The 12,043-nt window shown below is 73.4% G+C and carries 12 protein-coding genes; 4 read left to right on the top strand and 8 right to left on the bottom strand.

Annotated elements, in window-relative coordinates:
- Position 1 precedes the first annotated feature (1 nt).
- Together yicI and ABD230_RS17080 are read left to right on the top strand one after the other, a co-directional pair.
- Positions 2-2,149 carry an alpha-xylosidase gene (gene yicI, locus ABD230_RS17085; protein ID WP_344377616.1) on the top strand — a complete coding sequence of 716 codons (2,148 nt, stop codon included), beginning with the start codon at positions 2-4 and terminating at the stop codon, positions 2,147-2,149.
- 51 nt (positions 2,150-2,200) lie between these two features.
- Positions 2,201-3,247: a LacI family DNA-binding transcriptional regulator gene (locus ABD230_RS17080; RefSeq protein WP_344377613.1), complete on the top strand. Its 1,047-nt coding sequence runs from the start codon at positions 2,201-2,203 to the stop codon at positions 3,245-3,247.
- On the opposite strand, the gene mdlC is transcribed toward ABD230_RS17080, so the two are convergent.
- The 4 genes from mdlC to ABD230_RS17060 form a co-directional block, all read right to left on the bottom strand.
- Positions 3,244-4,875 (bottom strand): benzoylformate decarboxylase, encoded by a 1,632-nt coding sequence (mdlC, locus tag ABD230_RS17075; RefSeq protein ID WP_344377611.1) that lies wholly within the window; start codon positions 4,873-4,875, stop codon positions 3,244-3,246. The two genes, ABD230_RS17080 and mdlC, sit on opposite strands and share 4 nt — an antisense overlap.
- Positions 4,876-4,982: 107 nt before the next feature.
- On the bottom strand, positions 4,983-5,462 hold the full coding sequence (locus tag ABD230_RS17070) for a hypothetical protein (protein ID WP_344377609.1): 480 nt from the start codon (positions 5,460-5,462) through the stop codon (positions 4,983-4,985).
- A 53-nt stretch (positions 5,463-5,515) separates the two neighbouring features.
- Entirely contained in the window at positions 5,516-6,253 is a 738-nt protein-coding gene (locus ABD230_RS17065; RefSeq protein WP_344377606.1) for a response regulator, read from the bottom strand.
- The gene (locus ABD230_RS17060) at positions 6,250-7,398 is read right to left on the bottom strand and encodes a sensor histidine kinase (RefSeq protein WP_344377601.1); all 1,149 of its coding nucleotides are present in this window, start codon (positions 7,396-7,398) and stop codon (positions 6,250-6,252) included. The genes ABD230_RS17065 and ABD230_RS17060 overlap by 4 nt, the downstream gene beginning before the upstream one ends.
- A gap of 171 nt (positions 7,399-7,569) precedes the next feature.
- Here ABD230_RS17060 and ABD230_RS17055 point away from each other — a divergent pair, with 171 nt between their 5' ends.
- Positions 7,570-8,280 (top strand): hypothetical protein, encoded by a 711-nt coding sequence (locus ABD230_RS17055; RefSeq protein ID WP_344377597.1) that lies wholly within the window; start codon positions 7,570-7,572, stop codon positions 8,278-8,280.
- Positions 8,281-8,359: 79 nt separating this feature from the next.
- Here the strand turns inward: ABD230_RS17055 and ABD230_RS17050 are convergent, their stop codons facing one another.
- From ABD230_RS17050 to ABD230_RS17040, 3 genes are all read right to left on the bottom strand, one after another.
- Positions 8,360-8,977, bottom strand: a complete 618-nt coding sequence (locus ABD230_RS17050) for a DUF4232 domain-containing protein (protein ID WP_344377594.1) — start codon at positions 8,975-8,977, stop codon at positions 8,360-8,362.
- Between the two features lie 62 nt (positions 8,978-9,039).
- Positions 9,040-9,405 (bottom strand): DUF2255 family protein, encoded by a 366-nt coding sequence (locus ABD230_RS17045; protein ID WP_344377592.1) that lies wholly within the window; start codon positions 9,403-9,405, stop codon positions 9,040-9,042.
- Positions 9,406-9,518: 113 nt separating this feature from the next.
- Positions 9,519-10,787: an MFS transporter gene (locus ABD230_RS17040; protein WP_344377590.1), complete on the bottom strand. Its 1,269-nt coding sequence runs from the start codon at positions 10,785-10,787 to the stop codon at positions 9,519-9,521.
- A 142-nt stretch (positions 10,788-10,929) separates the two neighbouring features.
- Between ABD230_RS17040 and ABD230_RS17035 the strand changes: the two genes are divergently transcribed.
- The gene (locus ABD230_RS17035) at positions 10,930-11,436 is read left to right on the top strand and encodes a MarR family winged helix-turn-helix transcriptional regulator (protein ID WP_344377588.1); all 507 of its coding nucleotides are present in this window, start codon (positions 10,930-10,932) and stop codon (positions 11,434-11,436) included.
- Between the two features lie 57 nt (positions 11,437-11,493).
- Here the strand turns inward: ABD230_RS17035 and ABD230_RS17030 are convergent, their stop codons facing one another.
- Positions 11,494-11,973 (bottom strand): SRPBCC family protein, encoded by a 480-nt coding sequence (locus tag ABD230_RS17030; RefSeq protein ID WP_344377585.1) that lies wholly within the window; start codon positions 11,971-11,973, stop codon positions 11,494-11,496.
- Positions 11,974-12,043: the final 70 nt, after the last annotated feature.

The following is a 12,043-nucleotide window of genomic DNA, read 5'->3' as shown; positions in this document are numbered from 1 at the left end:
CATGAAGTTCACCGATGGGTTCTGGCACGTCCGGCCCGGCGTCGAGGCGCTCTACGCGCAGGAGGCCCGCGACCTCGCGATCGAGCGCGACGTCGACGGCCGCGACGAGCTCGTCGCCTGGGCGCCCACGCGCGTCATCGCCTCGCGCGGCGACACGCTGAACCGGCCGATGCTCACCGTGTCGCTCGCGAGCCTCGCCGAGGGCGTCATCCGCGTGCGCGTCGAGCACCACTGCGGCACGCCGCGCGACGTCGGGTTCGACCTGGCCACGGATGACGCGGACCGCGCGTCGATCTCCGTCGACGACGACGGCGGTGTGGTCGACGCGGGAGCACTGCGTGCTCGCATCCGGCGCGGCGCCCCGTGGGAGCTGTCGTTCGAGGATGCCGCGGGCACGACGCTCACGACCAGCGGGCACAAGTCGGTCGGGTACCTGAAGCTCGCCCCCGGCGCGCCGGTCGCGGCGGAGCCGACGGGTGTGACGGGCATCACGACGACGGGGCTCGCCGAGGCATCCGCCTACCTGCACACCCAGCTCTCGCTGGGTGTCGGCGAACTCGTGTACGGGCTCGGCGAGCGGTTCGGGCCGCTCGTCAAGAACGGCCAGACGGTCGACATCTGGAACGCCGACGGCGGCACGTCGAGCGAGCAGGCGTACAAGAACGTGCCGTTCTACCTCACGAACCGCGGATACGGCGTGCTCGTGAACCACGCCGGCCACGTCTCGTTCGAGGTCGGCTCGGAGGCCGTCGAGCAGGTGCAGTTCTCGGTCGCGGGGGAGTGCCTCGAGTACGTCGTGATCGCGGGCCCGACGCCCGCCGAGGTGCTCGATCGCTACACGCGGCTGACGGGTCGGCCCGCGCGCGTGCCCGACTGGTCGTACGGCCTGTGGCTCTCGACGAGCTTCACGACGGACTACGACGAGGCCACGGTCAACGCCTTCATCGACGGCATGGCCGAGCGCGACATCCCGCTCGAGGTCTTCCACTTCGACTGCTTCTGGATGCGCGAGTTCCACTGGACCGACTTCCAGTGGGACCCGGCGGTCTTCCCCGACCCGGAGGGCATGCTCGCGCGGCTGCACGAGCGCGGGCTGCGGGTGAGCGCCTGGTTGAACCCGTACATCGCGCAGCGCTCGAAGCTGTTCCGCGAGGGCCTCGAGCACGGCTACCTGGTTCGGCGTGCGGACGGCTCGGTGTGGCAGTGGGACCTCTGGCAGGCGGGCATGGCGCTCGTCGACTTCACGAACCCGGACGCGACGCGATGGTTCCAGGAGCACCTGCGCGGCCTCGTCGCCCAGGGCGTCGACGCGATCAAGACGGACTTCGGCGAGCGGATCCCGATCGACGTCGTCTGGCACGACGGCAGCGACCCCGAGGCGATGCACCACCGCTACACCGACCTCTACAACCGCGCCGTGTTCGAGGTGCTCGAGGCGGAGCGAGGCGCGGGCGAGGCGGTGCTGTTCGCCCGGTCGGCGACCGCCGGCGGCCAAGCGATGCCCGTGCACTGGGGCGGCGACAACTCCTCGACGTTCACGTCGATGGCCGAGAGCCTGCGCGGCGGCCTCTCGCTCGCGATGACCGGCTTCGGCTACTGGAGCCACGACATCGGCGGCTTCGAGGGCAGCCCCGATCCGGCGGTGTTCAAGCGGTGGCTCGCGTTCGGCCTGCTCTCGAGCCATTCACGGCTCCACGGGTCGACGAGCTATCGCGTGCCGTGGGCGTTCGACACCGGCGACGAGGCACCAGGGCAGAGCGCCGTCGAGGTCGCGCGCACGTTCGCGACGCTCAAGGCGTCACTGCGGCCGTACCTCGTCGCGGCCGGCGAGGAGGCGCATCGCACCGGCACGCCGATCATGCGGCCGATGCAACTGGCGTTCCCCGACGACCCCGCGGTCGCACACCTCGACCGGCAGTACCTGCTGGGGCCGGACCTGCTCGTCGCGCCCGTGTTCTCGGCGTCCGGCGAGGTCGAGTACTACCTGCCCGGCGGGCGCTGGACGAACTGGTTCACCCGCGAGGTCGTCGAGGGCGGCGGATGGCGCCGCGAGCGCCACGGGTTCGACACCGTGCCGCTGTGGATCCGGGGCGGCGCGCTCGTGCCGGTGGTCGACGCGGACGGGAACGCCGGGGAGGTGCGCGGCTGAGCGCGGCGATGCGCACCGGTGATCGGAAGTTTCGACGCTAGACTTCGAAACATGACTACGGATGCCGCACCCGAGCGCGTGACCCTGGCGGACATCGCCGCCGAGGCCGGGGTGTCGCTCGCGACCATCTCGAAGGTGCTCAACGGCCGGTCCGACGTCGCGGCCGCCACTCGGGCACGGGTCGAGCAGGTGCTCGCCGATCGGGGCTACCGGCGGCGCGGCGGCGGACGCTCCGAGGCGCGCGCCGAGCTCATCGAGCTCGTGTTCCACGAACTCGACCCGATCTGGTCGATGGAGGTCATCGACGGCGTCGAGACCGTGGCCAAGCAGCACGGGCTGAGCGTCGTGCTCACCGTGAGCGGCACCCGGCACTCGCCGGACCCCGACTGGGTCGAGGGCGTCATGCGGCGCCGGCCCGTCGGCGTCGTGCTCGTCTTCAGCGACCTGGCGCCCGAGTACCGCGAGCAGCTGCACGCGCGTGCCATCCCCTTCGTCATCGTCGACCCGGCCGGCGACCCGTCGCCCGACGCGCCCTCGGTCGGCTCGGCGAACTGGTCGGGCGGGCTCGCCGCCACCCGGCACCTCATCGAGCTCGGCCATCGCCGCATCGCGGCGATCACGGGCCCGGAGGACATGATGTGCTCGCTCGCCCGCGTCGACGGCTACCGCTCGGCGATGAACTCGGCCGGGCTGCCGATCGACGAGGAGTGGATCCGCTACGGCGACTTCCACGTCTCCGGCGGCCGCGACCGCGCCCGCGAGCTGCTCGACCGCGACGATCGCCCGACCGCGATCTTCGCGGGGAGCGACATGCAGGCGCTCGGCGTGCTCGAGGCGGCGCGCGAGCGCGGCATCCGCGTGCCCGAGGACCTCTCGGTCGTCGGCTACGACGACATCCCGCTCGCCCGCTGGCTCACGCCGAAGCTCACGACCGTGCACCAGCCGCTGCGTCGCATGGGCGAGGAGGCGGCGCGCCTCGCCATCCGCCTCGCCGAGGAGCCACTCGAGCCCGGTGCGCCGACACCCCGCATGGACCTCGCGACGAGCCTCGTGGAGCGCGACAGCACGGCGGCGCCGGCTGCGACCGCCGCGGCCTAGAGCAGCGACGGCACCGTCGGCGTCACGGGCACGACGATGACCGAGGGCCCGGCGTGCTCGAGCGCGTGCGCGATCGCCGAGCGCACCGCGTCCTCCGAGTCGGCCTCGACGCCACGGCATCCGTAGCCCTTCGCGAGGGAGACGATGTCGAGCCCGGGAATGTCGAGGCCGGGCACGCCCGGCGTCTCCTCGAGCTCCGCGAACGACTTGAGGATCGCGTACTCGCCGTTGCGCGGCACCACGACGATGAGGTGCGCGGCGTGCTGCGCGGCCGTCCAGAGCGCCTGGATGGAGTACTGCAGCGAGCCGTCGCCCATGACGGCGAGGACCGGGCGGTTCCGGCCCGTCGCGTGCTCGGCGAGCGCGATGCCGACGGAGGCCGGCAGGTTCCACCCGAGGCTGCCGGAGGCGAACGTGAAGAAGGTGTCGGGCACCTCGATGGGCCACGCGGCGTGCAGTTCGGCCAGGTTCGACGGCGACTCCTCGACGAGGACGGTGTCGGGCGGCGTCGCGTCGCGCAGGACGCGGAACAGCTGCAGCGGGGTGAGCGCACCCTCTGGAGCCTCCTGCTCGGCCTCCGGCGAGACCGGCGTCGGCGCCATCCGGTGCGGCTGCGTCTCGACCGTCCGGATGGGCGCGGGCCGCGCCTCGATGATCTCGGTCAGGGCCTGCATGGTCAGCAGCGGGTCGCCGAGCAGGCTGTCGCCGACCGGCGCCTTCGCCGTCTCCGCCGGGTCGTCGGAGACGTGCAGGAGCTGCAGGCCGTCGGGCAGGTACTGCCCCGGCACCCACGGGTAGTAGCGGAAGACGGGTGCGCCGATGACGATCGCGACGTCGTGTCCAGCGAGCTGCTCGGAGAGCGGGCCGATCGCGAACGGCAGGCCACCCGCGTACAGCCGGTGATCCTCGGGGAACGGTGCCCGCTCGGAGGCCGGTGCGGCCCAGACGGTCGCGTCGAGTCGCTCGGCCAGCGTGACCGCCTGGTCCCAGCCCTGCTCGCGGGCGATCGACGCGCCCAGGATCAGCGCAGGGTGCTCGGCGGCCGCGAGGCGTCCGGCGAACTCCGCGATGCGGGCGGGGTCGGGCGCGATCCGGTTGGCGACCCGGCGCACCACGGCCGTGCCGTCGGCCGGCTGGTCCCAGTCGTCGAGCGGGATCGAGAGGAAGACCGGGCCCTGCGGCGGCTGCGTCGCGATCGCGTACGCGCGCATGAACGCGGCCGGCACGTCGCCCGCGCGCACGGGCTCGTAACTCCACTTGACCCACGGCTTCGGCAGCACGGACGGCTCGATGTTCGTCAGCCACGGCTCCATGAGCAGCATGTCGCGCGTCTGGTTGCCCGCCGTGACGATGAGCGGCGTGCGGTTCATGAACGCGGTGAGGATGTTCGACATCCCGTTCGAGAGGCCCGCCGACGTGTGCACGTTGACGAGCGTCGGCGTGCGCGTCGCCTGGGCGTACCCGTCGGCCGCACCGACCGCGGCCGCCTCGGCGAGCGTCTGCACGTAGGTGAAGTCGGACGGGAAGTCCTTCAGGAAGGTCTCCTCGGTCGAGCCCGGATTGCCGAACACCGTCGTCAGGCCCAGGTCGCGGAACAGCTGGAACGTCGCTTCTCGTACGGTGACCACGTGCCTCGCCCCCTCGGCTTCCCCCCGGGTGGTCTCGCGCCACACCATGCCAGAGGGGTCGGGATGCCGCAACAGGCCCGGCCGCGGCCCGCTTCCCGCTCGCGGAGCTACCGCACGACGGCGACGAGCACCACGACCAGCACGGCGCAGCCCCCGAGCGCGATCGCCCATCGCGCCCACCACGCCAGGCGCGTCATCCGGCAGCTCGCCTCGGCCACCGCGAGCGCGAGCACCGGCATGAGCACCGGGAAGGCGGGCAGTCCCATCGGTGCCGCCACGGCGTCGTTCGGGCAGAACGGCGCGCCCTCCGAGGCCGCCGCGAGCAGCCAGGTCGCCGCGACGATCACCAGGAGGCCGACGAGCACGCCCACGAGGCGACGATCCAGCGGTCGCCCGCGCGGGAGGAGGCTGCGCCCGATCGACCAGCACGCGACCGCGACGACGGTGAGCGCCGCCGCCGGCCCGACGGAGCCGGCGTCGCCGTACAGTTCTCCGCAGCGGGCGAGCGTGACCGCGGGGGAGACCAGGATCGCGGTGGCGGCGAGCGCGCAGAGCAGGGCCGCGAGGAACGCGAGGACCCCGCGCACCCACGCGATCGGACGGGTCGGTGCCGGCGGCGGAGGCCGTTCGTCGAACCACATCAGCCGCGTCCACCGCCGTTCGCACCGGCGACCAGCCCGGCCTCGTAGGCGATGATCACCGCGTGCACCCGGTCGCGGGCGCCGAGCTTCGCGAGCAGCCGGCCGATGTGCGTCTTCACGGTCGTCTCCGAGATGAACAGGTCGTGGGCGATCTCGCCGTTCGTGCGTCCCTGCGAGACGAGCGCCAGCACGTCGCGCTCTCGGTCGGTGAGCGACGCGACGAGATGCGACGGGGCGGAGGCTGCGGACGGCCTGGGTCGCGTGACGAACGTCTCGATCATCCGCCGGGTGACGCTCGGCGCGAGCAGGGACTCGCCCCCGTGCACCGCGCGCACGCCGGCCACGAGCAGCTCGGCCTGGACGTCCTTCAGCAGGAAGCCGCTGGCACCCGCCTGCAGCGCGTCGTAGACATACTCGTCGAGGTCGAAGGTCGTGAGCATGACGATGCGCACGGCCGTGCCGTGCTCGGCGACGATGCGGCGCGTCGCCTCGATGCCGTCGGTGCGCGGCATCCGCACGTCCATGAGCACGACGTCCGGCGAGAGGTCGCGCACGGCGTCGACCGCCGCGTCCCCGTCGGCGACCTCGCCGACGACCTCGAGGTCGGGCTCGACCTCGAGGATCATGCGGAAGCCGGTGCGCACGAGGGCCTGGTCGTCGACCACGAGCACGCGGACGGCGCGGTCCTCCCCGTCCCGCCCGATCGACGGGTCCGGCGACGCGTCGCCCGCGCTCATGCAGCCTCCCACGGGAGTTCGGCGGTCAGCTCGCAGCCGCCGTCGTCGTGCGGACGCACGAGCAGCGAGCCTCCGTAGAGCGCCACGCGCTCCCGGAGCCCCGCGAGCCCGCTGCCTCCGGAGTCCGGATCCGCACCGGCGGACGACGCCGCGGGACCGGGGCCGTCGTCCCGCACGCGCAGGCGCAGCGCCGACTCGCCGAAGTCGACGTCGACGTGCGCGCGCGTGGCGCCCTCGGCGTGGCGGAGGGCGTTCGTCAGGGCCTCCTGCACGAGTCGGTACGCGGTGACATCGAGCGCGACGGGCAGGTCGCGAGCCTCGCCGGTGACCGACACCGAGACCGGCAGCCCGGCCGCGGTGACGCGTTCGGCGAGCCGGTCGAGGTCGCCCAGGCCCGGCGCCGGCTCGCGCTCCGCGGCCTCGTCGGTGCGCAGCACGCCCACGAGCCGGCGCATCTCGGCGAGGGCGTCGCGGCCGACGGATTCGACGGACGCCAGCGACGTGCGCTCGACCTCCTGCTCGGGCGTGAGGCGGCGCCGCACCGCCGCGGCCTGCACGATCATGACCGAGAGTCCGTGCCCGACGACGTCGTGGAGCTCGCGCGCGATGCGGTTCCGCTCCTCGGCGATCGCGCGCGACTCGCGCTGCGCGATCGCGACTCGACGCTGTTCGCGGGCCTGCACCGTCGCGCGGACGAGCGCGCCGACGAGCCAGGCGATCACCCACGGCGCGAGCCACACGATGGTGTCCAGCCGGTCCGCGAACGTGGCGTTCAGCGGGTCGAACCAGGACCAGCCGAACCAGAGCACCGTGCCGAGCACGACGCCGAGCAACGACCGGGGCATCGACTCCCACCGGCCGACGGTGTAGATCCCGACGAGCGGGGCGAGCAGCACGGCGTTGCCCTCGGGCGAGCCGAAGATCGCGAACTCGACGAGGGAGACGACGATCACGCCGGCGAGCACGCCGAGCGGATGCCCGCGGCGGAACACGAGGAGTCCGGCGGCCAGGCCGAACGCGAGCGAACGCGCCCATTCCGGGCCGACCGCGTTCGTGGTGCCGACGCCCGCCCAGACGTCGAGCTGCACGAGCACGAAGACGGCCGCGGCGACCGCGATGTCGAAGGCCCGGATCCTCGCCTGCACGTGGGGATGCTACGCCTGCGCGAAGGCGGAGAGCATCCTCCCGTGGGAGGACGCGCCGATTCATCCCCTGGTCCACCGTGCCCGTGCCCCGGCACGACGCCGCGGCATCCGCTCCGCCCTACCGTCGGCGGCGACTGCACCGCAGTGCACGACCAGAGAAGGAGATCGACCATGAGCGACCGCACCATGATCGCCGCCCGCGACACCGCCCCCGTGGCGAACGGCCCCGCCGCACCGCCCGCACCGCACGTCGCGTCGCGCACCGCCCGGCTGATCGCCGTCATCGCCTGGGTGATGGCCGCGTTCGGCACGGTGGCCGGGCAGTTGCACGCGCTGAGCCGGGTCGCCGCGCACCCGGAGGACCTCGAGTCGCCCGTCGTGGCCGCCTGGGCGCCGCCCGCGATCGACGTCCTCCGGCCGATCCTCGACTGGGGCGACCCGACGCTCGTCTACTGGACGTACGGCAAGATCTGGCTGCCGGTCGCCCTCGCCTTCGTCGCGGCCGCGATCCTCGCCTACCGCGCGCGCGGTCCGGTCGGCGCGGAGCGCGTCCTGTGGCTGGTGCAGCTCGGCGCCTACGGGGTGCTCGCGCTCGCGCTCGCCGGCGACTACTACACGCCCTGGACCGACACGTTCTTCCTCGTCGGGCTCGCCGCGTTCCTCGTGATCGGCGTGGGCGGCATCCCGCTCGGCATCGTCCTGCTCCGTCGCGGGTTCCGTCCGCGCACGACTGCGTGGCTCCTGGTCGTCATGATCCCGTGGTTCGTGGTCGTCACCGAGGTGACGTCCATGGGCAGCGCGATGCTGCCGCTCATGTGGGGCTGGGCGGTCGCGGCCGAGTCGGTCGCGCGACGGGCGGCCGGGGCGGCCGTCGCCGCGTGAGCGGTCGTCGGCGCGGCCTGCGCGGCCCCTTGCGCAGGCACGCCGGAGCGGGTCGCCTGCGCGGCCGGCTCCGCCGCCGTCAGCCGTCGGCCGACGCGGGCCGGCGTTCCGAATCGACCGGGCCGACCTGGAGGTCGTCGGCGTCGTCGTCGACGCACACCTCCGCGTCGACCGGCGCGACGATAGGCGCGGACGCCCCGGGCAGCACGAGGGCGACCCCGGTCGCCGCGACGGGCAGTCGGCACGGATCGTCACTCGGCCGGGCGGCCGTCCGGGAGATCCGCGCCCAGACGTAGGCGGCCTCGCCCGGTTCGACGGTCACCGCGACTCCCGCCCGACCTCGGGCGTCGGCAGTCGGGGAGCCGTCGAGCCCGTAGCCCACCGTCTCGATCGGGCCGGAGGCGCCGAGGAGCGCGGTATCGGTCGGGAAGCCGGTCAGGGTGCACGCCGACTCGCCGACGTTGGTCAGCGCGAGGTACGCGGTCGTCGGTGCGGCCGGGTCGGCACCCCATTCGACCCGGGCCGTGAAGTGGTCCGGACAGGGTCCGTCCACGGTCGGCGACGGGGCGTCGGCGGACGAGGCGGTCGACGGCGCGGACGGCTCCGACGGTGCGATCCCGAATGTGCAGGCGCTCAGCGTCGCGCCGGCCCAGACCGTGACGATGCCGCCCAGGGCCGCGGATCGGGCTCGTCTCATGTGGCGCATGGTACACACCCGTACGGCTCATGGGAAGGTATCTTCCTCGCGTGCGGAGTGGCTCAGCGCGGCTCGACGCGCAGCGTGGTCCCGGTCGCCGGCCGGCGGATCATGGCGCGGGTCGGGCCGCCGTCGCCGTACTTGGCGAGGTAGGCGGCGTCGACCTCGGCGTCATGCGACGCGTCCGGGACGAAGGCGACGTCGACGGTGCGGCCGTTCCAGCGGATCGCCCCCTCGTGGTGATGCTGAACGCCGCGGTACCACTGCCCGTCCGGGCCCTTGTAGGAGCGCACGTAGAGCGCGCCGTCGACCACCACGTGCCAGATCGTCGTCAGCGTGCGGAGCGAGCCGTCGCCACGTCGTCCCGCCACGCGGATCTCGGAGGCGCGGTCGATCGCGTCGAGGTCGCGGGTGCTCCAGTCGGTCATGCGGAGGTCCTTCCCCTGTCCGGCATCCGCGCCGGCGGGCACGGGATCGCCGTCCTTCACGGTACGCGTGCGCGGGCACGTGAGGGATGCCCTGCGAGGGCACCCCTCACGCGTCAGGCGGCCGGCGCCACCGGGATCGGTCGGGTGTACGGCGGCTCCGGGGCGGGCATCATCGGCGCGGCGAGTGCCCGGTGCACGCGCCATGCCGCGAAGACCGCGACCGCGCTGATCGCGAGGTGCATGATCAGGAACCCGTCGACGAGCCCCGCGCCGAGCAGCACGCCGGCGACGAGCGGGCCCGCTGCGGTGAACGCCGTCTGCAGCGCGGCCATGGCGCCGAGCGTCTGGCCGACCATGCCCTTCGGGGCGAGCGACGCGGTGAGCGGGTTCAGCACCGGGCTGTAGATGGTCTCGCCGACCGCGAAGATGCCGAACGTCGTGACGAAGATCGCCGAGGCGATGCCGGGCGCGAGCTGCGCCGCCGACAGTGCGAGCCAGGCGACGACCCAGATCCCGCCGACGGCCATGAGCAGCACCGGCGCGCTGCGCGTCGCGGTCAGGCGCACCATGACGACCTGGATGGCGACGATCACGAGGCAGTTCACCGCCGCGGCGGTGCCGATCACCGTCGGATCGATGTCGAGCACGGTGATGCCGTAGGCGGGCAGTCCCGACTCGAACTGGGCGTAGAAGCCGAGCGCGAGCGTGATCGTGACGATGGCCGTCCAGCGCAGCGCCGGCGTGGCGAAGATCACGCGCAGGATGCCGCGCGAGCGCGCCTCGACGGCCCGGATGGCGCCGGTGGGGTCGGCTGCGAAGTCCGTCGGCACCGGAGCGCCGCGACCGGCGAGCGCGATGATCGCGGAGGACACGACGAACCCGGCTGCGGCCATGAGGAAGCCGACGTGCAGCCCGTCGGGGCGGTCGAGGTCGACGAGGTGACCCGCGACGAACGCACCGGCGGCCATGCCGAGCGACTCGCCGGTGAACTTGTACGCGAAGACCTTCCGGCGATCGCGGCTGTCGGACCACTGGAGCGCGAGCACCTGCTTGGCCGGCGCGGCCGCCGAGAGCCCGAGTCCGAACACCAGCATGCCGGCCAGGAAGGTGCCGGGGCCGTTCGCGAAGATGAGCGATGCGGCGCCGGCGGCGCCGATGAGCTGCGCCACGACCGCGACGACGACGGGCGGGTGACGGTCGCTCAGCCGCCCGGCGATCGGGGCCGCGACCAGCGCGCCCACCGAGAACAGCGATGCGGCGCCGGCCGCGACGAGTGCGCCCCAGTCCCTCGTGTCGGCCGCGTAGGCGTACTGGTACGGCAGCACGCCGCCCCATCCCAGCGATCCGATGCTCGAGGCGATGACGAGCAGCATCGCGCGCATGGCGCACCCCTTTCCCAGGTCGTGACGGATGCCGCGGACGGACGGTCCGCGACGAGACGACGCCGAGGCCGCAGCGGCTTCGGCGTCGAACACTTCGATGTCGAAATCTTAGCAACCGAAAGACGTGTGCGAGAATTCCCGCATGGCGAAACGCACGCCGAGCGCGGCCGAACAGCACCGCCGGGCCGTCGCGGCCTACGTCGCGGCGGGCGGCGAGGAGTCGGTGCAGCGCGTCATCACGGCCGTGCAGGGCCTGTCGCGCAAGCTCGACCAGTGGTACGCGCGGCAGCTCACCGACCTCGGCATCACCGCGGGCGAGTGGGCGGTCGTCGCGACGCTCGCGAAGGACGGCGGGGCGCTCACGCCGAGCCAGCTCGCCGACCTCACGAACGTCGCGCCGTCGTCGATGACCCACCGCCTCGACAAGCTCGCCGAGCGCGGCTTCATCGACCGCACGCCCGACGCCGAGAACCGCACGCGCATCCTGGTGCGCCTCACGACCGACGGCTGGGAGTTCTTCAGCCTCGCCATCCGCGGGTCGGACGTCGTCGAGTCCGATGTGCTGCAGGACCTCGGCGACGACGAGCGACACGAGCTGGCGCGCATGCTCGAGGTCGTCATCGCACGCCTCGACGACGTCGACGCCTGAGTCGTCGCCCGCGAGGCGTCGCTCGCCGCCGGTCGGGGACCGCGCCCTGCTCGGCGCTCAGACCGGGTCCGGCAGTGCGCCGCCCGAGTCGAGGTGGTCCAGGATCGCCTCGCGCCACGAGGCGAGGGAGGCGGCGTAGCCCGCCTCGAACCGGTCGAGCTCGGCCGCGGCATCCGCCGTCATCGCGGTCAGGTCGTACCCCACGCGCACCCGGCATCCGTCCGCCGCGTCGGACAGCTCGACGTCGACCGTGCCCGCCGTCCAGTCCTGCGCGACGCGCGCGTACCGCACGCGGACCCCGGGTTCGGCAGCGACCACGACCCAGGTCGTCGGGCGACCGGCGTCGTCGTGCGTGCGCCAGACCGTGCCGACCTCGAGGTCGTCGGCACGGTCGACGAAGAACCGCGGCGACCACCCCGGCACCCACAGCTCCTCGCCGCGTGCCGTGAACAGGCGGAACGCCGCTCGCCGCGCGAGCGGCAGGTCGAACGCATCGTGCACGGCGACGCGTCGGAATCCGGTGGGGGTGTCGGTCATGGCGGTCCTCCCGTCACGGCCACGCTACGCCCGGCGCGCGCCGGCCGCCGCCCAGCGCGCACCGAGGCGG

This window comes from Agromyces tropicus, assembly GCF_039531345.1.
Classification (GTDB): Bacteria; Actinomycetota; Actinomycetes; order Actinomycetales; family Microbacteriaceae; genus Agromyces; species Agromyces tropicus.
The sequence above is the reverse complement of the archived record's forward strand: the minus strand, read 5'-3'. Positions and strand labels throughout refer to the sequence as shown.

What these genes read in the sequence shown, in the direction of transcription:
- yicI (WP_344377616.1), top strand. Translation starts at nt 2, where the DNA reads ATGAAGTTCACCGATGGGTTCTGGCACGTCCGGCCCGGCGTCGAGGCG.
- ABD230_RS17055 (WP_344377597.1), top strand. Translation starts at nt 7,570, where the DNA reads ATGAGCGACCGCACCATGATCGCCGCCCGCGACACCGCCCCCGTGGCG.
- ABD230_RS17065 (WP_344377606.1), bottom strand. Translation starts at nt 6,253, where the DNA reads ATGAGCGCGGGCGACGCGTCGCCGGACCCGTCGATCGGGCGGGACGGG.
- ABD230_RS17035 (WP_344377588.1), top strand. Translation starts at nt 10,930, where the DNA reads ATGGCGAAACGCACGCCGAGCGCGGCCGAACAGCACCGCCGGGCCGTC.
- ABD230_RS17045 (WP_344377592.1), bottom strand. Translation starts at nt 9,405, where the DNA reads ATGACCGACTGGAGCACCCGCGACCTCGACGCGATCGACCGCGCCTCC.
- ABD230_RS17030 (WP_344377585.1), bottom strand. Translation starts at nt 11,973, where the DNA reads ATGACCGACACCCCCACCGGATTCCGACGCGTCGCCGTGCACGATGCG.
- ABD230_RS17050 (WP_344377594.1), bottom strand. Translation starts at nt 8,977, where the DNA reads ATGAGACGAGCCCGATCCGCGGCCCTGGGCGGCATCGTCACGGTCTGG.
- ABD230_RS17040 (WP_344377590.1), bottom strand. Translation starts at nt 10,787, where the DNA reads ATGCGCGCGATGCTGCTCGTCATCGCCTCGAGCATCGGATCGCTGGGA.
- ABD230_RS17080 (WP_344377613.1), top strand. Translation starts at nt 2,201, where the DNA reads ATGACTACGGATGCCGCACCCGAGCGCGTGACCCTGGCGGACATCGCC.